The sequence below is a fragment of the Gammaproteobacteria bacterium genome, from assembly GCA_009845905.1.
In the GTDB taxonomy this organism is placed as follows: domain Bacteria; phylum Pseudomonadota; class Gammaproteobacteria; order Steroidobacterales; family Foliamicaceae; genus Foliamicus.
In genome coordinates, this window is sequence record VXYS01000013.1 from 1 (window position 1) to 23983 (window position 23983).

Sequence of the window (23983 nt, forward strand, 5' to 3'; positions counted from 1 at the left end):
AAGCCCGCCCGCCCGCCCCTGGTTTGCCTTCACCCGTTTCCCTATAGCGGCGCTTTCTTCGAGACGATCGCGCCGCTGCTGAGCGAGCGGCGCATGGTCCTGGCGCCGGATTGCCCCGGTTTCGGGGGATCGGACGCACCCGAACGGATGCTCTCGATGGAGGAACTCGCGGACACCGTACTTGAGGCGCTTGCAGGAGCGCCCGGGACGCCGGCGGGCCCAGTCGACCTGATGGGCTTTCACAGCGGCTGTCTGCTGGCTGTGGAGATGGCGCGGCTCGAGCCTGCCCGCGTGCGAAGAATGGCCATCGTCGACGTGCCTTATTTCACCGCCGAGGAACAGAAAGGCCGGTATCCCAGGTCCACCGCGCCGGTTCGCTACGACGGGGACCTGGCGAGCCTGGCCGATGCCTGGGAGTTCAGCGTGGCCAGGCGCCTGGACGGCATGCCGTTCAGCCGCGCCTTCGGCAACTTCGTGGAGCTCCTGCGCGCGGGGGAGCGGGCCAACTGGGGATACCACGCCACGCTCACCTACGATTGCGCACCGCGCTTTCGCGCCGTTCAGCACGAAACGCTGGTCGTCGCCAGTCAGTACATGCTCAAGGAACACACGCGCAGGGCCGCGGCCGATATTCCCGGCGCCCTCTTCGTCGAGCGCAGGGACGTGACCCGGGCCGTCATGGAAGAGGGCGCCCCGGCCATCGCGGAAGAAGTACTGGCCTTCCTGGACTGACTCTGGGAGCGAAGGCGTCCCGCCTTCGACGAGGGCGGGACGCCGCGAGGGACATGCCCTCGCTCCCAGGGGGTTGCACCGTTACAGTGCCGAGATACAGGCGCGGTGGGGGCGCGCGGCATTCTCCAGCCAGCGGCGCACGTAGTCGGAGAAGCTTCGGCGAACGACGATCGTGCAGGTTGACGGGTCACCGGCGGCCAGCAGGACAGCCGCCCTGCCCAGGCCTGTCTGCACACATTGGCCCGGGGCGAACTCCCTCGGATGCAGATCGAGGGTGCAGCCTTTGGCCAGCACGGTGCGCGCATCCGCGCCGCGCACAAGCAGCTCGACGAACCCCCCGCTCACATCGTTGACCGCGGCGTGGAAACCGCTGAGCGCTTCCGCGAGTTCGCCGCCCAGAGCGGCGGCGCGCTCCGCGACGGTCGCGATCAGCCACTCGTCCGGCCCCAGCCAGTAGACCTCGTGCCCGTCGTTCGTGAATGTATTCGCGGCCTGCGGCATGGATTGGCCGAGGATGCGCTCGGCGGCCTCAACGGCCTGCCCGTCGCGTGGATTCAGCCGGAGATTGAGGAATCCGCGGTCGGACCGGAGGCTAATGGCGACACGCGCACTCGGTGCGGATTCCGCCGAGGCGGGCAGGGGCTCGGGGCCGAAGCGGGCGTGGCCGGCTTCAGACATGCTGGCGCCTTCCCTTGGGGTCGTAAAAGACCGGCGACACGATCCGTGCCGGAAGGGGGTCGCGACCGGATAGCGCCGCATAGATGGTTTCGCCCTTGCGCTGCCGCCCGCCGGCCACCAGCGCCAGCGCGATCGGGTGGCCCAGGCAGGCGCTGAAGTAGCTGGACGTGACATGACCGCACATTGCTGCGGGCTTGCCGGTATCGTCGATGAGCTGCGTGCCTTCAGGGAGCACGGTCCGGCCGTCTTGCGACAGCAGGCCCACCCATTGCTTGCGGTCTTCGCGCAGGCTGTCGGGACGCTGAAGCGAACGCTTGCCGAGAAAGTCCTTTTCCTTTGACAGCAGCCAGTTCATGCCGACATCCACGGGCGTCACCGAGCCGTCGGTGTCCTGGCCCGCGATGATGAACCCCTTCTCGGCGCGGAGCACATGCATGGCTTCCGTTCCGTACGGAGTGACATCGAATTTGGCGCCGGCCGCCATGATCTTTCGCCACATGGCCAGCGCGTTGTTGCTGTCGATGTTGATCTCGAACGCCAGTTCGCCGGAAAAGCTCACCCGGAACAGCGTCACGGGCATGCCCGCCAGGACCGCCGGCTTCGTCGTCATGAAAGGAAAACTTTCCTTGTCCAGCGGCATATCGCAGCCCAGCTTTTCCAGCAGGCTGCGGCTGTTGGGGCCGGCCGCCGCGATCGTCGAATAATGATCGGTGAGCGACGTCAGGTAAACCTCAAGCTCCGGCCACTCGGTCTGCAGCCACTTTTCCATCCAGTCCAGCACCGCCACCGCGCCGCCGGTCGTCGTGGTCAGGTAAAACCGTTGTTCGCCGGTTCGCGCCATCACTCCGTCGTCCATGAGCATGCCGTCCTCGCCCGGAATGACGCCGTAGGCGCAACGCCCGACCTTCATCCGGCCGACGTTGTGGGTGTAGATGCGCTCGAGGAATTCGACCACATCGGGTCCGCAGGCATCGATCTTGCCCAGGGTGGAGGCGTCCATGACGCCCAGCGACTTGCGCACCGCCAGGCATTCGCGCGCCACCGCGGCGTGCAGGTCTTCGCCGTCCCGCGGAAAGTACCAGGGCCGGTGCCACTGGCCGACGGTCTCCATGGGCGCGCCCGCCGCTTCATGCCATTCGTGAATCGCGGTCGTGCGAACCGGATCATAGAGATCGCCGACGCTTTCGCCGGCGCAAACGCCGAAACTCACCGGCGTGTAGGCCGGCCGGAACGTGGTCGTCCCGACCTCGGGTATCGGCTTGCCCAGAATGTCTGCGAGCACCGCCATGCCGTTGATGTTGCCGAGCTTGCCCTGGTCGGTGCCGAAACCGAGCGCTGTGTATCTCTTGACGTGCTCCACGTTGCGATAGCCCTCGCGGGCGGCCAGGCGGATGTCGGCGACAGTGGTGTCGTTCTGGAAGTCGATGAACTGCCTGGGACAGCGATCCGCGTCCCTGGCAGCCGGTACCCGCCACAAGGGCTCGATCGGGTTTTCGCCGGCGCCGCCGGCCGTGTGCGGTGTCCTGACGCCCGCCGGTTTCAGCCCCAGCTTCGACACGGCTTCAGCGCCAGCGTGCAGCCCCTCGGCCAGACATTCGCCCAGGGACCATTTGCCGTTGCCCGCGCCGGCGGAAACATGGGCCTGGCGCGCTTCCGCGGGCAGGAAACAAAGCCTGGATTCGTCCCAGGCAAGCCGCCCGCCCGCCTGCGAGTGCAGGTGCACCGCGGGGCTCCAGCCGCCGGACACTGCCACCAGGTCGCAGTCCATGCGGATTGCGCTCCTGACGTTGCTCCAACTGTCGCCGCTCCACCGCGCGATGCCGGCGCCCGTGACGCGGTTCCGGCCGGCCACATCGCTCACGACGTGCCCCGCCAGCACCGGAATCCCCAGGTGCTGCGCCCGCACGCGCAGTTCCCCGGCGCCTCCTGGACGGCTGTCCACGATGGCGGCGACCTCGGCGCCGGCGCCGGCCAGACTGATCGCCGCGCGGTAGGCCGAATCGTTGTTGGTGAAGACCACCGCGCGGCGGCCCGGCAGCACCGCGTACCGCTCGACGTAGGTCGAGACCGCCGACGCCAGCATCACGCCGGGACGGTCGTTGTTGCAGAACACCAGCGGCCGCTCAAGGCTGCCCTGCGCCAGCACCACCTGCCTGGCCCGGACCCGCCAGAGCCGCTCCCGGACGTCTCCGCCGTTCGAGCTGCCGGGATGGACGGCGCAACGCTCGGCAATCGTCAGGAAGTTGTGATCGTGGTAACCGAAAACCGTGCTTGAGGGCAGCAGGACGCAGTCGTCCAGCCCTTCCAGTTCCGCAACCACGGAGGCGGCCCACTCGGCGGCCGGGACCCCGTCGATGCTCGCGGCGGACGCGAGCAGACTGCCGCCGAATTCGTTCTGCTCGTCGGCGAGAATCACCCGCGCGCCGGACTTCGCCGCCGCCAGCGCCGCCATGAGGCCGGCCGGCCCGCCGCCGGCCACCAGCACGTCGCAGTGCGCGTTCATGTGCTCGTAGCGGTCGGGATCGGGCCCTTCCGGTGCCTGGCCGAAGCCCGCCGACTTGCGGATCGCGTGCTCGTAGTGCTTCCACCAGGAGCGCGGCCACATGAAGGTCTTGTAGTAGAAGCCGGCGCCCAGCACCCGGCCGAACGAATCATTGACCGCGCCGATATCGAAGCGGACCCCCGGCCAGCCTCTGGTGGAGCGCGCGCTCAGTCCCCCGCGGAGTTCGACCTGCGTCGCCGGCAGGTTGGGCTGCGCCGCGGCGCCTTGGCCGATCTGCATGATCGCGTTCGGTTCCTCCGCGCCGCTGCCGACAATTCCGCGCGGACGCCGCAACTTGAAGCTTCGTCCCACCAGGGAGACGCCGCCGGCAATCAGCGCGGATGCCAGCGTGTCTCCGGCAAAGCCCTCGCAGGCCCTGCCGTCAAAGGAGAATGCCAGGGGACGCGAACGGTCAATCCGCCCGCCGTGCGGCAAACGATTCGGCTGCAAGGCGGCCATCGTCAGCGGCGCTTCTCTTCGCTGGCTTCAATATGGGCAGCGGCCGGCCGGCCGCTGCCGGCGCCGCTCAATCTGTAGCTCTTCTCGATGCGGTAGCTGACCGTGTCGCGCTCGACACCAAACCACCGCCGGCAGCCCTGCGCGTGATTCCACAACTCGCGGTGTGCGCCGCGCGGGTTGCGGCGGAAAAACAGGTAATCGGCCCATTCCTCGTCGCTCAGCGCATAGGGGTCGGTGGGGCGCTCGATGCCGGCTTCCCCGCCGTAGCTGAACTCGGTCTCGGCCCGGGGGCCGCACCATGGACACTCGATCAGCAGCACGGGACTAGTGCGCCACCGCCGCGGCGCCGTGTTCATCGATCAGCGCGCCCGAGGCGAACCGGTCCAGGCTGAAGGGCGCGTTGAGTTCGTGGGGCCGGTCATGGGCCAGCGTGTGCGCGAACACCCACCCGGAGCCCGGCGTCGCCTTGAATCCGCCGGTGCCCCAGCCGCAGTTGAAGTACAGGCCCCCGACCGGCGTCTTCGACACGATCGGACAGGCGTCCGGGCAGATGTCGACGATGCCGCCCCACAGCCTGAGCATGCGCACGCGGCTGAATGCCGGGAACAGTTCGACGATCGCCTGCATCGCATGCTCGATCACCGGGAAGCTGCCACGCTGGCCGTAGCCGTTGTAGGCGTCGATGCCGGCGCCGATCACCAGCTCGCCCTTGTCGGACTGGCTGATGTAACCATGCACCGCGCCGGACATGACCACGGTGTCCAGGACCGGCCTGATGGGCTCGGAAACGAAGGCCTGCAGAGGGTGGCTTTCGATCGGCAGGCGCAGGCCGGCCATTCCCGCCAGCACGCCGGCGTTTCCGGCCACCACCACGCCGATGCGATCGGCCGCGATCGCGCCGCGCGTGGTCGCGACGCCCACGGCCCTGCCGGCCCGGACCTCGATGCCGGTGACCTCGCACTGTTCGATGATGTCCACGCCGAGCGCGTCGGCCGCCCGCGCGAAGCCCCAGGCGACGGCATCGTGGCGCGCAACCCCGCCACGGCGCTGCAGCGATGCGCCGAGTATCGGGTAGCGCGCGCCGGGCGAGGTATTGATGCAGGGAATCGCCTTCTTTACCTCGGCCGGGCCGACCACCTCGGCGTCGATCCCGTTGAGCCGGTTCGCATGGACGCGCCGTTCGATGTCCCGCATGTCCTGCAGCGAGTGGCCGAGGTTGTAGACGCCGCGCTGGCTGAACATGACGTTGTAGTTCAGGTCCCGGCTCAGCCCTTCCCAGAGTTGCAGCGATTTCTCGTACAGCAGCGACGCCTCGGTCCAGAGGTAGTTGGAGCGCACGATGGAGGTGTTGCGCCCGGTGTTGCCTCCGCCTATCCAGTTCTTCTCGAGCACCGCGACGTTCCGGAGGCCGTGGTCCCTGGCCAGGTAGTAGGCGGTCGCCAGACCGTGCCCGCCGCCGCCCACGATGATCGCGTCATAGCTCTTCTTCGGCTCTGGACTGCGCCAGGCGGCCGGCCAGTTCCGGTTGTAGTCAAGCGCATTGCGCAGCAGGCCCAGCGCCGAATATCGCTTCATGCCCGCTCCCGTGCTAGCCGTTGGCGCCGTTCACGTCCCGCAGCCGTTCATTGGCCGGATCGAACGGGCTCTCCGCAATCACCGTCGCCGGGAGGGTCCTGTCGAGGACCTCGATCTCGACCTCGACCCCCGGAACCGCCAGTTCGGGCGGCAGCATGCCCAGCGCCAGCGACTTGCCCACGCGGAAGCCGTAATTCCCGCTGGTGGCGCGGCCGACGGTTTCGCCGTCCTTGAGCAGCGCGTTGTTGCCCAGCGCGTCGGCGTCTTCGACCTCGTGCACCTCGAGCGTGGCCAGCACCTGCCTGAGTCCGTTCCGGCTTCCCGACAATAGCCGGTCGCGCCCGAGAAAGTCGCCCTTGTCGGGCTTGACGAAACGGTCCAGCGCGGACTCGAAAGCGGAATACTCGATCGAAAGTTCCGTGCCCACCAGCCGGTAGGACTTCTCCATCCGCATGGAGTCCATGGCGCGAATGCCGAACGGCGCCAGCCCCAGGTCCTCGCCGGCCTCGAACAGCGCATCGAAGATGTGGTTCTGGTACTCCATGGGGTGGTGCAGTTCCCATCCGAGCTCGCCCACGAAATTGAGGCGCATGGCGTTGACCGGCGCCGAACCCACGACGATATCGCGGGCGGTCAGCCAGCGGAACGCCTCGTTGGACAGGTCGGCGCGCGTCACCCGCGACAGCAGCTTCCTGGCATTCGGGCCAGCCACCACCAGCACTCCGGTAGCGCCGGTCAGCGGAGTGAACGTAACCGACCCGTCGCGCGGCATGTACTTGCGCAGGTAGTCATGGTCCAGCCGCTGAAAGGCCCCTGCCGACACCAGGTAGAAGGAATCGCCGGCTTCGCGCCGGATCGTGAACTCGGAATGCACGCCGCCGTTGCGGTTCAGCGCGTGCGCCAGGCACAGGCGCCCGGCCTGCTGCGGCACGCGGTTGGCGACCAGGCGGTTGAGGAAATCTTCCGCGCCGGGGCCGGATATACGGCACTTGGCGAACGCCGTCATGTCCAGCAGGCCGACGTTGCGGGTAACGTTGTCGACTTCCCTGCGCACGGCTTCGAACCAGCGCGAGCGGCGGAACGACCAGTCGTCTTCCTGGGGCAGGCCGCGGGTGGCGAAGAAATTCGGCCGCTCCCAGCCGAATTTCTGTCCGAACACCGCGCCGCGCGCCTTCATTCGTTCGTAGCAGGGCGCGGTGCGCAACGGACGCGCGGCCGGCCGCTCCTCGTCCGGGTAATGGATGATGAATACGTGCGCGTACGCTTCCTCGGTTTTCTCGACCAGGTAGTCCCTGGTGGCGTACTCGCCGAAGCGGCGCGGCTCGACGCCCAGCATGTCGATGGTCGGCTCGCCCTCGACGATCCACTCGGCCAGTTGCCACCCGGCGCCGCCCGCCGCCGTGATGCCGAAACTGTGCCCTTCGGACAGCCAGAAATTCTCGATGCCCCAGGCCGGCCCGATGATCGGGTTGCCGTCCGGCGTGTAGGCGATGGCGCCGTTGTAGACCTTCTTGATACCCACTTCGGCGAACGCGGGCACCCGGTTCATCGCGGCCTCGATGTGCGGCATGAGGCGGTCGATGTCTTCCTGGAACAGCTCGTATTCGGCCTGCGGGTCCGGGCCGTCCACATAACAGCAGGGCGCGTCCTTTTCGTAGGGACCGAGGATGAAACCGCTGTTTTCCTCGCGCAGGTACCACGATCCGTCCGATTCGCGCAGCACGCCGAGTTCGGGCAGGCCCTCGCGCTTGCGCTTCTCGAGGTCGGGATGCGGTTCGGTGACGATGTACTGGTGCTCCACCGGCATCACGGGGATGTCGAGTCCCACCATCTCGCCGGTCTGGCGGGCGTAATTCCCGGTCGCGGAGACCACGTGATCGCAGGTGATGTCGCCCTTGTCGGTATGCACTACCCAGGCGCCGGAGGTCGCCCGGGTGATCCCGACCACCGCGGTCTTGCGGTAGATCGCGGCGCCGCGGGCGCGCGCCCCCCTTGCCAGCGCCTGGGTCAGGTCGGCGGGCTGGATGTAGCCATCCTCCGGGTGGAAGATGCCGCCGACCAGTCCGTCGATATTGCACAGGGGCCAGAGCGCCTTGATCTCCGCCGGCGTCAGGAACCGCACGTCGACCCCTATGGTCTTTGCCGTCGCCGCGTACTGACAGTACTCGTCCATGCGGTCGTCGTTCATGGCCAGCCGCAGGTTGCCGACCTGGTTGAACCCGACCTGCTGCCCGGTCTCTTCCTCGAGCTGCCGGTAGAGCTTGACCGAGTACTTGTGTACCTGGCCCACGGAATAGCTCATGTTGAACAACGGCAGCAGACCCGCGGCGTGCCAGGTCGAGCCGGATGTCAGCTCGCCCTTCTCCACCAGCACCACATCCTCGCCCCAGCCCTTCCTGGCCAGGTGATACAGCGCGGCGCATCCGACGACGCCGCCTCCGATCACGACAACTTTCGCACGCGATTTCATCGCCAGGGATCCCGTTTCAGAGAAATGTCCGCTTCGGTCGGGCGAACAACTCGCGCACAAGCGGCTCGTAGTGTTCGAGGTGATGCGTGCTGTACGCGGGATCGAACGAGACCTGGTCCCAGCGGGCGCAGAATTCAACGCACGCCTCGTAGTGTTCGTGGTCGCGATGGCGGTCCCGGGCGTTGCGGTCGCGGCCGTAGTGCTGCAGCCAGTAGTAGCCCTGGAACAGGCCGTGGTGTCGGACGATCCAGTGGTTCTTCTCGCTTACGTAGGGGGCGAGCAACGCGGCGGCCGCCTCGGAGTGATTGCGCGGCGAAATCACCTCGCCGATGTCGTGCAGCAGCGCGCAGGCGACGGTTTCGTCGTCGGCGCCGTCGCGTTCCGCCCTTGTCGCCGTTTGCAACGAGTGATCCAGGCGGCTGATCCGGTATGGCGACTGCCCGTGCATGGAGCGCAGCCACGTCAGCACCCGATCGGCGACGTCAGCCGCGTTGCGTGCTTCCTGGACCTCCACCAGGTCGTAATCCTCGCGGGTGCCGTGATCCATCGCCGTGAATGAGACTTTGCGATTCATGGTTCGCCTCCCGCGGGTCTGGCCCTCTTGCGTCGGCGCCTTCCGCCGGCGGCGGAACGTGGCCCCGTGGCCGGCCTGTCGACCACCGAGAAAAGTCTTGGAAAGGCGTCCCGCTTGTTCGGGATCGTCATGGCGTCCACGAAGTACTCCTGGAACCTCGACTCCACCGCCGTCTCGATCTTCTCGATCCCGCGCACCGTGGCCTCGATCTCGGGACGGGCGGGTACGTGAAGCAACGCGATCAGCGCCCCCATGCCCGCGGCGTTGCCGGCCGACTCGACCCGGTCGAGGTCGCAGTCGGGAATCAGCCCCAGGACCATGGCGTATTTCGGATCGATGTGGGAGCCGAACGCCCCGGCAAGCCGGATGCGGTCGATCCCGTCGAAGTCCGCCCGATCCTGGAGCAACCGCACGCCTGCGTACAGCGCCGCCTTGGCGAGTTGTACCTGGCGAACGTCATTCTGGGTGACGAGTATTTGCCGCGGGCCTTCGTACAGCAGGTAGGAGAAGGTGCGCCCGTCCGCGACAATACGTTTGCTGCGGGCAGCCAGCGAGCCGTCGACGACGCCGTCCTCGTTGATGATTCCGGCCAGGTACATCTCGGCGACGACCTCGATGATTCCGGATCCGCAGATGCCCGTGACTCCGGACGCCCCCGCGGCTTCCTCGAACCCCGGCTCGTCCGACCAGACCTCCGAACCGATGACGCTGTAACGTGGCTCAAGGCTCCCCGCATCGATGCGCACGCGCTCGATGGCGCCGGGCGTGGCGCGCTGGCCGGCGGAAATCTGCGCTCCCTCGAAGGCGGGGCCGGTGGGACTGGAGCATGCCAGCAGCCGGTCGCGGTTGCCGAGCACGATTTCCGCGTTGGTGCCTACGTCCACCACCAGCGAGACCTCCTCCAGCAGATGCGGCTCCTCGGCCAGCACCATGCCGGCCGCGTCGGCGCCCACGTGCCCGGCGATGCACGGCAGCACGTAGACATTGGCGCCTGGATGGATCCCGATGCCGATGTCGCGGGCCTTCAGATCGAGCGCGGCATCGACAGCCAGCGCAAACGGGGCGCCGCCGAGTTCGCGGGGATCCAGCCCCAGGAACAGGTGGTGCATGATCGGATTGCCGACGATCGTCAGCTCGACGATGTCCGCTGCGTCCACGTCGGCCTGGCTGCAAACAGAAACGATCAGGTCGTTCACGCCCTGACGAACGGCCTGCGTCAGTTCGGTGGCGCCATCCGCATGCATCATCACGTAGGAAACCCGGCTCATCAGGTCCTCGCCGAAGCGAATCTGCGGATTCATGATGCCGTCGGTTGCCAGCACGTCGCCGGTTGTCAGGTTCACGAGGTGAGCGGCAATCGTCGTGGAACCGATGTCGAGCGCCACGCCATGGACGCTGGACTTGAAGCCGGACCAGACGGCGACGACGGTGGATTGCCGGTGCACGGCCGCGGTGACCCGCCAGTCGCCGTCCCGCAGCGCGGGCTGCAATCCCGGCAGGATGACGGGATCGCACACCAGGTCGTCGAGGTGCCATTCCCAGGCCAGGGCGTCGCATAGGCGCTGCAGGTCGCCGGTCGCTTCCAGCAGATCGGCGCGCTGCACTTCGACGTGATAGAGCCGTGTGGCCGGATCGAGCTTGATCTCGCGGTGCTCCGCATCCTTGCGCACCACCTGGCGGTGCATCTGGCTCTCGGGAGGCACGTCGATGACGAGATCGCCCCGGATCTCCGCCTGGCAGCTCAGGCGATGGTTTTTCGCAAGCTCCCGGCGACGCTCGCTGTACCGCGCCTCGGTCTGGTTGAATGCCGAAAGGTGCGCCGGGCGGGACTTGATGGCGTGCTTGGCGAAATCTCCGTCCATGCACACGATACGGCAGCGCCCGCACAGCCCGCGGCCACCGCACACCGAGTCCACGTCGACCCCGATGCTGCGGGCGGCGTCCAGCAGCCTTGTTCCGTGCGGAAACGTGCCGCGTCGCCCCGAGGGCGTGAACACGATCCTGGCGTCCTTGCTGGCCAAATCAGTTTCTCGCGCAGGGCGCTTGTGCAACCGGCATGTTCATGCGACGGCCGAACGGCGTCGGCGGCGCCTGCCGCGACGCTCGCGCTCCGGCCGCGCCGCCGACGGCTGGCGATACTTTCGGATCCAGTTGGTGCAGTCCGGATCGTGCCCCATCATGACATCGGCGCCCAGCACCGCCTGCAGCACGTCGGCGTGAAGCGGATTCGTGATCGCCGAGGTCAGGCCTGCACCGATGGCCATCGTGAGAAACGCGGAGTTGATCCCATTGCGGTTCGGCAATCCGAAGCTCACGTTGGATGCGCCGCAGGTCGTGTTGACCCTGAGTTCTTCGCGCAGCCTGCGGACGATGTGCATGACCTGCCTGCCCGCCATGTTGATGGCGCCGATCGGCATGACCAGCGGATCCACCACCACGTCCTCGCGGGGGATGCCGTGGTCGGCGGCGCGTTCGACGATCTTTTTGGCCACCGCGTAGCGCACGTCCGGGTCTTCGGAGATGCCGGTTTCATCGTTGGAAATGGCGACGACGGCGGCTTCGTGCCGCTTCACCAGCGGCAGGACCGACTCGAGCCGCTCTTCCTCGCCGGTCACCGAATTGACCAGCGCCTTGCCCTGGTAGACGGCCAGCCCGGCCTCCAGCGCAGCGACGATGGACGAATCGATCGACAGCGGCACGTCGGTGATCGACTGCACGAGCTGAATACTGTCGGCCAGCATCTTCGGTTCGTCGGCCAGCGGCACGCCTGCATTTACATCAAGCATGTGCGCTCCGGCCTTGACCTGGGCGATGGCGTCCGCCTCGACCCGGCTGTAGTCGCCCCGCGCCATCTCCTCAGCCAGGACCTTGCGTCCGGTGGGATTGATGCGCTCGCCGATGATGACGAAGGGCCGGTCGAAACCGATCCGCACTTCCCTGGTGGGCGACGTAATCACTGTTTCCGTCATGAGATTTCCTCCATTGCCTGCCTGCCTTGCGCGTTCGGCATTGCGGGATGAACCTGATCCCAGGCGGCGTTCTGCCAGTCCAGGGGGGGCTGCCATGGCCGGCGGCCTTCCAGCACGCCGGACCGCTCGACGATTTCCGCGATCCAGTGCTCCTGGCGGTAGGCCATGATGTGAATACCGTGCACGCCCTCGATTTCCCTGATCCGACGAATCGTCTCGATGCAGAGATTCACCCCTTCCCGCTGCTGATCCACCGCGCCCTTCAACCGCCGGACGACCGCATCGGGAATATGGACGCCCGGCACGTTGGCGCGAATCCATTCGGCCGAACGGGCCGAAGCCAGCGGGCCCACACCGGCCAGGATGAAGACCTTCTCGTGGATTCCGGCGTCGCGCACCGCCGCCATGTAGCGCTTGAAGGCGTCGATGTCGAAACAGTACTGGGTCTGCACAAACTGTGCGCCGGCCTCGACCTTCTTCGCCAGCCGGAGCGGGCGGTAGTCCAGCGGCGGTGCGAACGGGTTCGCGGCCGCGCCGAGGAACACCGGCGGCGGTTCGGTCAGCTTGCGCCCGCTCAGGAACCGCGACTCATCGCGCATATGTCGGATCATGCTCAGCATGGACATGCAGTCCAGGTCGAATACCGGTTTGGCCTGCGGGTGATCGCCCACATCCACGCCGTCGCCGGTCAGGCACAGAATGCTGGCCACGCCCATGGCCGACGCGCCGAGCACGTCGCCCTGGATGGCGATCCGGTTGCGGTCCCGGGCCGATACCTGCATCACCATCGCGTAGCCGCGCCGGCACAGCAGCGAACACATGCCGACGCTGGACATGTGGCAGTTGGCGCCCGAGCCGTCGGTGGCGTTCATCGCATCCACATAGCCGTCGTACAGGGCCGCGCGCTCGTACACTTCGGCCGGATTGGCCGAATCGGGCGGCGCGATTTCGGCGGTCACCGCGAAGCCGCCGGCCCGCAACACGCGTTCCAGCCGGCCGAACGAGGAGTGCCCGGGCCTGATCGGCAGCCGTTCGCCGGGTACCAGCGGTTCGTCTTCAAACTGCATGGCTGTCGCCCTCGACCAGGATGCGCACCTCGCGAAGCCACGCCGAGCGGCCGATCAACTGGTGGTCGACGGGCGGCTGAACGATCTGCAGCGGAATATCCTCTTCACGCAACCGCTGGTTGCCTTCCCAGGCGAGCACCCAGACGCACGGCATTTCGGGCTTCACTTCGCAGTTGCCGTCGGTACGGACGCCGCCGCAGGGGCCGTTGCGCATCTTCTTCGGGCAGTTCATCGGGCACGACAGGCCGGTGAAACCGACGATGCACTGGCCGCAGTTCCGTGAATCCAGCAGGAAGCCCTTCGTGAGCGACTCGACCTTCATGAACGGTTTGTCGAGCCGCGCGAAACCGATGCGCCGCAGCAGCGGGTGGCACAGGACCAGGACCCGCTCGATGGCGGAATAGAGTTTCTTGAGACCGCGCGCGTTGCGCACCGACCATCGCCGCATTCGGTACATCTCAAACCCGCTCCGTGGCGGAACCGGCGCCCACCCTGCGCTAGGCCCCGCTGTTGCCTTCGGCGGCAATGGGGATCGATCGCCCACGACTGAAACGCGCCGCCAGGCTGGTTTCCAGTTCGCCGTAACCGCAGTGCACATGCTCGAATTCCAGGTCCAGGCGTGCGGCGGCCCGTGTGGCCGATTCGAGAAGTCCGGCGTCCTCCGTCTGCGAGAGGTACACGAGCTTGCGGTAGTTGCCAAAGTAGGCGTCGCGGAGTTCCGGGTTCCGGTCCAGCCCCAGGGGCTTGATGACGAATTGATCGAAGTGGCGCGCCAGGAAGTCCGTCAGGTAGAACGTGCCGGGCTCCGCCCTGGAAAGCGCGGCAAAGCGTTCGCGGCCGGCGAAGAACTCGTAGCAATGCGCGCCTTCCAACCGCTGGGCGCCCTCCTCGGCAAGCACCCGGTCGATGTCGCCACCGGTGCCGCAATCGGCGTAGGCGACGAAAATCTCGTCGTAAGCCGAGCGGTGCCGACGGATCATTTTCCGGAGGCGCGCGGGAATTTCGGCCGGCCGGTTGTGCAGTTTTGCGTCGATGCACTTCAGGTGCAGGTGCTTCCAGCCCCAGCGGCGGCTTAGCGCCTCGATCTCGCGCGCCAGAGCGCCGCAGGCGATGACCAGGATCGGACGCTCGCCGCTCTGATGTTCTCCGCTCCGATGTTCTTCGAACATCAGTAGTCCCGATCCTCGAACTCGGACTTGCGCCGCCGGATGAACTCGAGCAGCGCCTCGTCGATGGCCGGATCGAGCGGCGGCGCTTCGTACTCCTCAAGCATCCGCTTGAATATCCCGTTGGCGCGCTGGGCGGCGTCGAGCGAGCCATCCTGCTCCCATTGTTCGAAGCTGTTGTTGTCCGCGACGCCGGAACGATAAAACGCGGTCTTGAAGTTTGCCTGGGTATGCGCGGCGCCGAGAAAATGCGAGCCGGGTCCGACCTCGCGCAGCGCATCCATTGCCTGGCCGTTCTCCGACATGTCCACTCCCCTCAGGAGCACCGCTATCATGCTGGCCTGGTCGGCATCGAGAATGAATTTCTCGTAGCCCATCGACAGGCCGCCCTCCAGCCAGCCGGCCGCGTGAAGCATGAAGTTCACGCCCGCCAGGGCGGCCGCCTGCAGCGTGTTGGCGGACTCGTAAGCCGCCTGGGCGTCGGGAATCTTCGACGCGCACAATCCGCCGCCGCTGCGGAAGGGCACGCCCAGGCGGCGCGCCAACTGTCCCGCCCCGTACAGGACCAGGCTGGGTTCCGGGCCGCCGAAGGTCGGGGCTCCCGATTGCATCGACACGGCCGACGCGAACGAACCGAACACCACGGGAGCTCCGGGCCGCACGAGCTGAATGTAGGCCATGCCGGCCAGCGCCTCGGCCAGGATCTGGGTCAGCGTGCCGGCGGTGGTTACCGGCGACATCGCTCCGGCGAGCAGGAACGGCGAGATGACCGTCGCCTGGTTGTTTTCGGCATAAACCGTCGCGGCTCCGAGCATGGTCGCGTCGAAGCACATCGGCGAATTGGCGTTGATCAGGCTGGTCAGCACCGTGTTGTTCGCCACGAAATCCTCGCCGAACACGATTTCCGCCATGGCCACGGTGTCTTCGGCGCGCTCGGGATGCGTGACCGAACCCATGAACGGCTTGTCGCTGTACTTGATGTGGCTGTAAACCATGTCGAAGTGACGCTTGTTGACGGGAACGTCGACCGGCTCGCAGATCGTGCCGCCGGAATGATGCAGGCCGGGGCTCATGAAAGCGAGCTTCACGAAGTTGCAAAAGTCCTCAAGGGTCGCATAGCGGCGCCCCTGGTCAAGATCCCGCACGAACGGCGATCCGTACGCGGGAACCATCACGGTGCGCGCGCCGCCGATGATGGTGGAGCGACTGGGGTTGCGGGCATGCTGCCTGTACTCGCGCGGCGCCGTGGCCTGAACCAGCGACCGGCACATGCCGCGCGGGAACCGCACGCGCTCGCCATTCACGTCGGCGCCCGCTTCCTTGAGGAGTTCGAGCGCCCGCGGGAACGCACGGAACTCGATGCCGATTTCCTCGAGCACCGTGTCGGCGTTGTGCTCGATCGACTCAAGCGCTTCGGTATCGAGGACCTCGAAACAGGGAATGCTGCGATCGATCCAGGCTGCGAGTTCCCCGGCGGTTCCGCTCCGGCGCGCGGCGAACTTCGCGGCGCGCCCGCCACGCCGCTTTCGACCGGGGTGTCGCCTGTGTTGCGGCTGGCTGCTCATGCAAGGCCCCGTGCGGCGCGGAGACGGTAAGAATCATACCAGTTCTGCCGCGTGAAAACGCGCCGAAAGCCCCGGCCGGAGAGGCTCTTCCGAGTGGGGACGCGCAAGCTTGCCGGCGGCTCAGAACAGGCCTTCGATCAGGCCTTCGGAGTTGACGCGGATGTGCCGGGCGGCGGGTTTTCTCGGCAGGCCCGGCATTGTCATGATGGAGCCGCAGATGGCCACGACAAAGCCGGCGCCGGCCGCAAGGCGGACTTCGCGAATTTCCACTATATGGTCTCTGGGCGCCCCAAGCAGGGCGGGATTGGTCGAGAAGCTGTATTGCGTCTTGGCCATGCAAACCGGGAAGCGGCCGTAACCGCTGGCCTGCAGGCGCGAGAACTCGTTTTGCACTTTTGCGGATGCGACGATGTCCTGGGCTCCGTAGATCGCCTGCGCGATCCGGCGGGCCTTCTCCCACAGCTCCAGGCCGTCTTCGTAGAGCAGCCTGAAACCGCCGTGCGCCGAATCGGCCAGTTCCACGACGCGACCGGCGAGTTCCGCCGCGCCGGCGCCGCCCTCCGCCCAGTGCCGGCACTCGATGGCGGTCACGCCCAGCTGGCCGCAGTATTCCGCGATGGCTTCGATCTCGGCGTCGCTGTCGGTCCCGAAGCGGTTTATGGCCACCGCCGCGGGAACTCCGAATCGATCGAGGATCGAAAGATGCCGCCCGAGGTTGATGCAGCCGTCCGCCACCGCCTTGCTGTTCTCCGCCTGAAGGCCGTCTTTCTGGACGCCGCCATTCATCTTGAGCGCCTTGGCCGTGGCGACCAGAACCACCGCATCCGGCGCCAGGCCCGCTGTGCGGCACTTGATGTCGAAGAACTTCTCCGCGCCCAGGTCGGCGCCGAACCCGGCCTCGGTCACGACATAGTCGGCGAGTCTCAGCGCGGTTCGCGTTGCCACCGCCGAATTGCAGCCGTGCGCGATGTTTGCGAACGGTCCGCCGTGGATGAAAGCGGGATTGTTCTCCAGCGTCTGCACGAGGTTCGGCGAAAAGGCGTCGCGGAGGAGGGCGGTCATGGCTCCCTGCGCGTCGAGGTCTCCGGCCGTGACGGGCTGGAGGTCGCGGCCGTAACCCACGACGATCCTGCTCAGGCGCTGCTCCAGGTCGGTCAGGTCCTTCGCCAGGCAGAAGATCGCCATGATTTCCGAAGTGCTGGTGATATCGAAGCCCGTCTCGCGCGGAACGCCGTGGGCGGTTCCGCCAAGGCCGGTCGTCGTGCGCCGGAGTGCGCGGTCGTTCATGTCGAGCACGCGACGCCAGGTGATGCGCCTTGGATCGATGTCGGGTTCGCCACCCCAGTGAACGTGGTTGTCGATCAACGCCGCGAGCAGGTTGTGCGCGGCGCCGATCGCGTGGAGGTCGCCGGTGAAATGCAGGTTGATGTCGGTCATCGGCACGACCTGCGCATAACCGCCGCCCGCCGCGCCTCCCTTCATGCCGAAGCACGGGCCGAGGCTCGGTTCGCGCAGACAGATCAGCGCCTTCTTTCCGATGCGATTGAGGGCGTCGCCCAGACCGATCGTGGTCGTGGTCTTGCCTTCGCCCGCAGGTGTCGGCGACACCGCCGTTACGAGAATGAGCCTGCCCCTTGCGTCCGGCCGCGAGGCCGCGATGGCGGCATGGTCAACCTTGCCCTTGGTCCTGCCGTAGGGCTCCGTGTGCCCGGCGATTCCGAGCTTGTCCGCGACCTCGAGTATCGGCAGCATTTTTGCCGCGCGGGCAATATCAATATCCGGTTTTTGGGGCATCAGCGGGTGGCTTGGCGGACAAGGCTCCGAAGGCGGCGCAAGGCATGGTTATGATATGTCTTCGGGGGAGAAGCTTGGGGCCCCGGGAGGAGTTGGCAATATGCCCATTCAATTACAACCGAAACAAACCGTATTGTCCGCCGCCGTCGCGCTGTCGATAGCGGGCGCGCCGGTCGCGGCGCAGGAGGATGCCGGCGCACGGGTGCTCGATGAAATCGTGGTTACCGCGAGGCGCGTCCAGGAATCGCTGCAGGACGTGCCTCTTGCCGTGACCGCCCTGGACACCCGCGAGATCACCGAACTCGGGATCACCAATTTCGCGGACTACGTGCTGCAGTTGCCGAGCGTAACCGCCGGCGGCAGCGGGCCGGGTCAGAACACCATCTACATTCGCGGCGTCGCATCCACGACGCCGAACCTGACGGTGGCCGGCGTGGCCGGCTTGGCGCCCAACGTGGCCTTTTACCTCGACGAGCAGCCGCTGGCGCATCCGGGCCGCAATCTCGACGTCTACGCGGCGGACCTGGCGCGCATCGAAGTGCTCTCGGGTCCCCAGGGCACGTTGTTCGGCGCCAGTTCCCAGGCCGGCAATGTCCGCCTGATCACTAACAAACCGGACCTGAGCGAGTTTTACGGCAACGCAAAGCTCGGCGCGAACACGATCAGCGGCGGCGATTCGAGCGCCAGTCTCGAAGTCGTCATGAACATTCCCGTCAGCGACAACTTCGGCTTGCGCGGCGTCGTCTATAGCGATCGCAAGGGCGGCTGGATCGACAACGTGGCCGCCACGAGGGACACCCGCGAGAGTGCGAGATTCAGACCCCAAGGCACGGTTCGCAAGAACGGTGTGCCGGTCGCCGCGCACCGGGCCGGATTCCAGGCGGGAGCGGATCTCTCCGGCGTCAATTTCGTTCCGGCGGACAACAATGTTGTCGCCGGCGAGGACATTAACGAGGTCACCTACACCGGCGGCCGTATCTCGGCGAAGTGGGATATCACCGACAACTGGGATCTGCTCGTTTCGCACACGACCCAGGACACAGAAGCGGACGGCGTGTTCTTCGCCGATCCCGATATCGGTGACCTGGAAATCGCCCGCTACGTGAACGAACGCATCGATGATTCCATAGACAACACCGCCTGGACCCTCACGGGTCGGCTGGCGGCCCTTGACGTCATCTACACGGGCGCGTTCACGGACCGGCAATCGGACCAGATCGTCGACTATTCGGACTACCTGTTCGTTGGCCAGTACCTGCCGTACTACATTTGCGACGGCAGCGTGACGTATCCGGGCTCGGCGGCCCCATCCGGCACCTGCAACGAGCCGCAACTGTTCGTGGACAGCCTCAACAAACTTGAAGTTCAGACTCACGAGATCCGCTTCACCACCGACCCGGCCAACCGCTGGCGCCTTCAGGGCGGTGTGTTCTCCAGCGAACTGGAACTCATCGAGGTCAACGACTTCACCTATCCCGGTTCCCTCAAGGCGATCGGATTCAATGGCGTGGCGGGATGGGGTCCGAACTACCCGCTGACCAACACGCAGGTATCGGGACTGGTGGGCAATGCCGGTGAAGGCTATTACACCTACCCGGGGCCGTTCCCACCCGGCGTCATTTTCCGCAACGACATCAGGCGCACGGATGAGCAGTTGGGCGTGTTCGGTGAACTGGACTTCAACCTGAACGAGCAGTTCACCGTGACGCTCGGCGCGCGCAACTATGAGATCGAGGTCGATCTGGAGGGCAGCGCCAACTCATCGTTCTATAACTTTGGCCAGACCGCCGACGCGCAGGCTTTCGGCACCAACATCTCCAGGCAGTTCGCGCCCGACAGCACAGTGCCGGGTGCGCCTGACAAGGCGGTGGCCGATGGCACGATCTACAAGGCGACGCTCGGCTGGCGGCCGCAGCCCGCGCATCTGTACTACGTCACGCTGTCGGAGGGCTTCCGGCCCGGCCTGCTGAATCGCCCAGGCGGGCGCACGAGCGCGGACGGCAGCGGTTTCGTGGTGCCTTACGTGTTGCAAACAGATGAAGTCGTCAATCTCGAGGTGGGCATGAAGGTCGATTTCGGTAACGCCTTGCGCATTAACGCAGCGTTGTTCAACATCGATATCGATAACCTGCAGACCACGATATTTGATACCAGTATCGTCAACCTGTTCTTCTCGGATAACGCCGCGGACGCCAGGGTGAGGGGTCTGGAGGCGGACTTCGTCTGGCTGCCCCCCGGGATCGATGGGCTCACCATCGCCGGAGCCCTGTCGTTGCTCGATTCGGAGATTACGCGGAAGATCACGCCCACCAATGACGTGCGCGAGGGGGACGAGCTTGCCTTCGCTCCAGGCAACCAGGGCAATCTGCGGGCGCGCTACGAGTGGACCCTGCAGGCCACCGGGTGGACGGCGCATGTCATGCCCATGATTTCGTGGTCCGCGGATTCGTACAGCGACATCATTACCATCAACCGCGACCTGATCGACAGTTGGATGATGCTCGGCCTGACGGCAGGCGTGGCCAGCGACAACTGGTCGGTGACGCTTTACGGCAGCAACCTGACGGATGAACGGGCCGAGGTGTCGCGCTCATTCGTGTTCGATACCAAGCACGTCACCTACGCGCAACCCAGGACATTCGGCGTACGCGCGAGTCTGAACTTCTGACCGACACGGTCCCGGAAGCAGCTGCCGACTCGGTATCCCCTTCGGGGGATGCTGTCGTTGCGTCCGGGGGTCGCGGAAAGGCTCGGGGCCATCCACCAGACGATCCCACGCTTTCTTCCATTCAGGACATAATCGTCGCGAAACGGTACGGGGAGGCCCTGGCCAGCCTGGAATCCATCCTTCGCGACGAACCGGACAACACCAACGCGCTGTACATGACCGCGGTCTGCCGCCGCTATCGTGGCGAGTTTGACGCGGCGCTGGCGACGCTCGCCAGACTGAAGGCGCTCGCTCCCGAGAGCGGCCGGGCGCACCAGGAGGAAGGCCACGCGTACCGCGATTCGGGAAGGCCCGGTCACGCGCTCCGCAGCTACGAGCGCGCCTGCCGTTTCAACCCCGGGCTGGTGGCGAGTTGGCGTGAGCAACTCCGAATTCTGCGCCATCAGGGCCGTTCCCGGCAGGCCGCGCGGGTCAGGGCGCAACTGGACTACTTCGAGCGGTTGCCGCGGCCTCTCCTCGCCGTCATCGACCTGATCGGCCAGGGCAAGCTGCTTAGGGCGGAGGATCTTTGCCGCAAGTTCCTGCAAAAGGCGCCCCACCACGTGGAAGCCATGCGGCTGCTGGCCGATATCGGCATCCGATTCGGAGTGCTGGCGGACGCCGAGTTTCTGCTTGAGTCCGCGCACCGGTTCGAGCCGAACAACGTGCGGGTGCACATCGACTACATCCAGGTGCTCAGGAAACGGCAAAAATTCGGCCAGGCTCTTGAGCAGTCCGGGCAGCTGCTTGACACCTCGCCCGGAGATCCGCAGTTGCAGTCCATCCATGCGATCGTAAGCATGCAGACCGGCGACTACGATGCGGCGCTGAGCCTGTTCGACAGGGTGCTGGAGCGGCTGCCCGGAGATCCGGTCACGCTCACCTCGAAGGGTCACGCCTATAAGACCAGCGGCCGGTACGACGAGGCGGTTGCGTCATACCGGGCAGCGATTGCGAGCCAGCCGCGGCACGGCGACGCCTGGTACTCGCTGGCCAATCTGAAGGTCTACACGTTCGATGACGGCGAACTCGAGCGAATGCATTTGCAGGCGCGCGATGAAGGCTTGTCGCGCACCGACCGCGTGCAATTGAGTTTCGCCCTGGGCAAGGCATACGAAGACCGCGACGACTTTGAGTCTTCGTTCCGTTACTACGAGCAGGGAAACCGTTTCAAAAAAATGCTGAGCACCTACGACGCGGACAAGATGACGGAGGAACTGCGCGCCCAGAGCCGCGTGTGCACCGCCGAGGCGTTGGCTCGCGGAGCCAGGGCGGGAGATTCGGCGGGCGACCCGATTCTGGTTGTGGGGTTGCCACGGGCCGGCTCGACCCTGCTGGAACAGATCCTCTCGTCCCATTCAAGGGTGGACGGTACCCTGGAGCTGCCGAACGTCCTGTCGCTGTCACAGCAACTGCGACGGCGTGGACTGAAACGGGGCGAGCCGGGCTATCCGGATATCCTGACGGCGCTGTCCGATGAGGAACTCCGCCAATTCGGGCAACAGTACATCGACGATACGCGTATACACCGGCAGGGCGCGCCGTTTTTCGTCGACAAGATGCCGAACAACTTCCGCTACATCGGACTGATCCACCTGATACTGCCCAATGCGAAGATCATCGACGCCAGGCGCCACCCCATGGCCTGCGGATTCAGCGGCTACAAGCAACTGTTTGCCGAGGGCCAGGAATTCACTTATGACCTTGCGGACCTCGGGCAGTACTATCGCGATTACGTCGAACTGATGGACCACTGGGACGAGGTGTTGCCCGGGAAGGTGCTGCGCGTCCAGTACGAGGAGGTGGTGAGCGACCTCGAAACTCAGGTGCGCCGGATTCTCGACCACTGCGGACTCGAATTCGAATCGGAATGCCTGAGTTTTTACCGTACGGACCGGGCGGTGCGCACGCCCAGCTCCGAACAGGTACGGCAGCCCATATTCAAGTCGGGGCTCGACTACTGGCGCAACTACGAGTCCTGGCTGGATCCGCTCAAGGACGCGCTGGGCGAAGACGTGCGGCGGCGCTACACGATATGAACTCCAGGACGGCTGCCGATATCGGCCACGAAATCGGCGAGCACAACATTCGGGTCTTCAATCTCGACATCCACAACCCGGTATTCATCGTTTCCGCCGCGCTCGTGGTGATGCTGGTGATCGGCACGCTGTTGTTTCTTGAGCAGGCGGCAACCCTTTTCGCCGATCTGAGGGTCTGGACGACGACGACGTTCGACTGGTTCTACTTCGCTGCGGCGAATCTCTTCGTCCTGTTCTGCTTCGGCGTCGCGCTGTCCCCGTTGGGGCGGATTCGCCTTGGCGGTAAGCGTGCAAGGCCGGAATACGGCTATTCCGCGTGGCTGGCCATGCTGTTTGCGGCCGGCGTGGGCATCGGCCTGATGTTCTTCGGCGTCCTGGAGCCGGTGACTCACACCCTGGCGCCCCCGCTCGGCATCGATCCCGCCGACACCGGCGCGGCGCGCGCCGCCGGTATGTCCGCCGCGATCCTGCATTGGGGGCTGCACGCCTGGGCCATTTACGCAGTCGCCGGCCTTTCGCTTGCATTTTTCTGCTTCAATCGCGGCATGCCGCTCACGCTGCGCTCCGGGTTTTACCCGTTGATCGGCAAGTCCGTCTGGGGCCCCTTCGGTCACGCGGTGGACATCGTTGCGGTGCTGGCGACGCTTTTCGGGCTGGCGGTATCGCTGGGCTTCGGCGCCGAGCAGATCGCCGGCGGATTGCAATACCTGTTCGGGATTCCCGCGACCACCGCCACCCGGGCCATCCTGATCATGGTGATCATCGGCATCGCGCTGGCGTCCGTAATTGCCGGGTTGGACAAGGGCGTCAAACGCCTGAGTTGGATCAACATGGTGCTTGCGGGCCTGTTGTGGTTGTTCGTCCTGATCGCGGGACCCACGCTGGTGATTCTCGCGACGATCGCGCAAGCCACAGTCGATTATGTCTACTACCTGCCGGCGCTGAGCAACTGGATCGGCCGCGAAGACGTGGCATTCGTGCGTGACTGGTCGACTTTCTACTGGGCCTGGTGGGTCGCCTGGGCACCGTTCGTCGGGATGTTCATCGCGCGCATCAGTTTCGGGCGCACCGTGCGCGAGTTCATCACCTGGGTGCTGATCGTCCCGACGATCATCGGCATCCTGTGGATGGCGACGTTCGGTGGCGCTGCATTGGACCAGTACTTTTCCGACGGCTATAAGGGCGTGGCGGAATCGGTGCCCGAACTGGCCTTGTTCAAGATGCTGGAACCATTGCCGATGGCCGCAGTCGTCTCGGCCTGCAGCGTATTCCTGATCACGATCTTTTTTGTCACGTCGGCCGATTCGGGATCGCTCGTGATGGACACCATCACGGCCGGCGGCAAGATGGACGCGCCCGTGCAACAGCGCGCCTTCTGGTGTTTGCTGGCCGGCACGGCCGCCATGGCGCTGATGCTGGGCGGCGGCATGGCCTCGCTGCAGGCGCTGACCCTGGCGGTCGGTCTGCCCTTCACCCTGGTGCTGCTGTGCATGTGCGTTGGCCTCATCAAGGGCCTGCGCGAGGAATTGGGCTAGAAGCGAGGGCATGTCCCCGCGGCGTCCCGCCCTCCACGGAGGCTGGGCGGGCGCCTTCGGACCGGGCCGCGCAACGCGTGGCTATCATATTCTTCAGGTTTGAGGATTGAG

Annotated in this window: 17 protein-coding genes; 4 read left to right on the plus strand and 13 right to left on the minus strand. The window is 65.8% G+C overall.

The window, feature by feature from the left end; translation table 11 throughout:
• Positions 1–732 (plus strand): alpha/beta hydrolase (locus F4036_11735; protein MYK38410.1); only part of this gene is annotated, 732 nt, incomplete at its 5' end.
• Positions 733–813: 81 nt separating this feature from the next.
• Here the strand turns inward: F4036_11735 and F4036_11740 are convergent.
• The 13 genes from F4036_11740 to F4036_11800 form a co-directional block, all read right to left on the minus strand.
• Positions 814–1491 (minus strand): sarcosine oxidase subunit gamma, encoded by a 678-nt coding sequence (locus F4036_11740; protein MYK38411.1) that lies wholly within the window; start codon positions 1489–1491, stop codon positions 814–816.
• Positions 1403–4411, minus strand: coding sequence for a sarcosine oxidase subunit alpha family protein (locus F4036_11745; protein MYK38412.1), 3009 nt, complete (start codon positions 4409–4411; stop codon positions 1403–1405). Before F4036_11745 ends, F4036_11740 begins: the two co-directional genes overlap by 89 nt.
• A gap of 2 nt (positions 4412–4413) precedes the next feature.
• Complete coding sequence (locus F4036_11750) at positions 4414–4731, minus strand: sarcosine oxidase subunit delta (protein MYK38413.1); 318 nt, start codon at positions 4729–4731, stop codon at positions 4414–4416.
• A 4-nt stretch (positions 4732–4735) separates the two neighbouring features.
• The gene (locus tag F4036_11755; GenBank protein ID MYK38414.1) at positions 4736–5986 is read right to left on the minus strand and encodes a sarcosine oxidase subunit beta family protein; all 1251 of its coding nucleotides are present in this window, start codon (positions 5984–5986) and stop codon (positions 4736–4738) included.
• A 13-nt stretch (positions 5987–5999) separates the two neighbouring features.
• On the minus strand, positions 6000–8456 hold the full coding sequence (locus F4036_11760; GenBank protein ID MYK38415.1) for an FAD-dependent oxidoreductase: 2457 nt from the start codon (positions 8454–8456) through the stop codon (positions 6000–6002).
• 16 nt (positions 8457–8472) lie between these two features.
• Positions 8473–9030 carry an HD domain-containing protein gene (locus F4036_11765; GenBank protein ID MYK38416.1) on the minus strand — a complete coding sequence of 186 codons (558 nt, stop codon included), beginning with the start codon at positions 9028–9030 and terminating at the stop codon, positions 8473–8475.
• The gene (locus tag F4036_11770; protein ID MYK38417.1) at positions 9027–11051 is read right to left on the minus strand and encodes a DUF4445 domain-containing protein; all 2025 of its coding nucleotides are present in this window, start codon (positions 11049–11051) and stop codon (positions 9027–9029) included. Before F4036_11770 ends, F4036_11765 begins: the two co-directional genes overlap by 4 nt.
• 39 nt (positions 11052–11090) lie before the next feature.
• Entirely contained in the window at positions 11091–11999 is a 909-nt protein-coding gene (locus F4036_11775; GenBank protein MYK38418.1) for a methyltetrahydrofolate cobalamin methyltransferase, read from the minus strand.
• The gene (locus F4036_11780) at positions 11996–13066 is read right to left on the minus strand and encodes a methylenetetrahydrofolate reductase (protein ID MYK38419.1); all 1071 of its coding nucleotides are present in this window, start codon (positions 13064–13066) and stop codon (positions 11996–11998) included. Before F4036_11780 ends, F4036_11775 begins: the two co-directional genes overlap by 4 nt.
• Complete coding sequence (locus F4036_11785) at positions 13056–13523, minus strand: hypothetical protein (GenBank protein MYK38420.1); 468 nt, start codon at positions 13521–13523, stop codon at positions 13056–13058. The genes F4036_11780 and F4036_11785 overlap by 11 nt, the downstream gene beginning before the upstream one ends.
• 40 nt (positions 13524–13563) lie before the next feature.
• The gene (locus F4036_11790; GenBank protein MYK38421.1) at positions 13564–14235 is read right to left on the minus strand and encodes a DUF1638 domain-containing protein; all 672 of its coding nucleotides are present in this window, start codon (positions 14233–14235) and stop codon (positions 13564–13566) included.
• Positions 14235–15797 carry a trimethylamine methyltransferase family protein gene (locus F4036_11795; GenBank protein ID MYK38422.1) on the minus strand — a complete coding sequence of 521 codons (1563 nt, stop codon included), beginning with the start codon at positions 15795–15797 and terminating at the stop codon, positions 14235–14237. Before F4036_11795 ends, F4036_11790 begins: the two co-directional genes overlap by 1 nt.
• A 120-nt stretch (positions 15798–15917) precedes the next feature.
• Positions 15918–17591: a formate--tetrahydrofolate ligase gene (locus F4036_11800; protein MYK38423.1), complete on the minus strand. Its 1674-nt coding sequence runs from the start codon at positions 17589–17591 to the stop codon at positions 15918–15920.
• Positions 17592–17691: 100 nt separating this feature from the next.
• Between F4036_11800 and F4036_11805 the strand changes: the two genes are divergently transcribed.
• The 3 genes from F4036_11805 to F4036_11815 all read left to right on the plus strand — a co-directional run bounded on the left by F4036_11805 (position 17692) and on the right by F4036_11815 (position 23872).
• Positions 17692–20259, plus strand: a complete 2568-nt coding sequence (locus F4036_11805; GenBank protein MYK38424.1) for a TonB-dependent receptor plug domain-containing protein — start codon at positions 17692–17694, stop codon at positions 20257–20259.
• A 119-nt stretch (positions 20260–20378) separates the two neighbouring features.
• Positions 20379–22337, plus strand: a complete 1959-nt coding sequence (locus tag F4036_11810) for a tetratricopeptide repeat protein (protein MYK38425.1) — start codon at positions 20379–20381, stop codon at positions 22335–22337.
• Complete coding sequence (locus F4036_11815; protein ID MYK38426.1) at positions 22334–23872, plus strand: BCCT family transporter; 1539 nt, start codon at positions 22334–22336, stop codon at positions 23870–23872. Before F4036_11810 ends, F4036_11815 begins: the two co-directional genes overlap by 4 nt.
• The last annotated feature ends 111 nt before the right edge of the window (positions 23873–23983 follow it).

What these genes read in the sequence shown, in the direction of transcription:
- F4036_11740 (MYK38411.1), bottom strand. Translation starts at nt 1,491, where the DNA reads ATGCGGCGCTATCCGGTCGCGACCCCCTTCCGGCACGGATCGTGTCGC.
- F4036_11745 (MYK38412.1), bottom strand. Translation starts at nt 4,411, where the DNA reads ATGGCCGCCTTGCAGCCGAATCGTTTGCCGCACGGCGGGCGGATTGAC.
- F4036_11755 (MYK38414.1), bottom strand. Translation starts at nt 5,986, where the DNA reads ATGAAGCGATATTCGGCGCTGGGCCTGCTGCGCAATGCGCTTGACTAC.
- F4036_11760 (MYK38415.1), bottom strand. Translation starts at nt 8,456, where the DNA reads ATGAAATCGCGTGCGAAAGTTGTCGTGATCGGAGGCGGCGTCGTCGGA.
- F4036_11765 (MYK38416.1), bottom strand. Translation starts at nt 9,030, where the DNA reads ATGAATCGCAAAGTCTCATTCACGGCGATGGATCACGGCACCCGCGAG.
- F4036_11775 (MYK38418.1), bottom strand. Translation starts at nt 11,999, where the DNA reads ATGACGGAAACAGTGATTACGTCGCCCACCAGGGAAGTGCGGATCGGT.
- F4036_11780 (MYK38419.1), bottom strand. Translation starts at nt 13,066, where the DNA reads ATGCAGTTTGAAGACGAACCGCTGGTACCCGGCGAACGGCTGCCGATC.
- F4036_11785 (MYK38420.1), bottom strand. Translation starts at nt 13,523, where the DNA reads ATGTACCGAATGCGGCGATGGTCGGTGCGCAACGCGCGCGGTCTCAAG.
- F4036_11790 (MYK38421.1), bottom strand. Translation starts at nt 14,235, where the DNA reads ATGTTCGAAGAACATCGGAGCGGAGAACATCAGAGCGGCGAGCGTCCG.
- F4036_11795 (MYK38422.1), bottom strand. Translation starts at nt 15,797, where the DNA reads ATGAGCAGCCAGCCGCAACACAGGCGACACCCCGGTCGAAAGCGGCGT.
- F4036_11800 (MYK38423.1), bottom strand. Translation starts at nt 17,591, where the DNA reads ATGCCCCAAAAACCGGATATTGATATTGCCCGCGCGGCAAAAATGCTG.
- F4036_11805 (MYK38424.1), top strand. Translation starts at nt 17,692, where the DNA reads ATGCCCATTCAATTACAACCGAAACAAACCGTATTGTCCGCCGCCGTC.
- F4036_11815 (MYK38426.1), top strand. Translation starts at nt 22,334, where the DNA reads ATGAACTCCAGGACGGCTGCCGATATCGGCCACGAAATCGGCGAGCAC.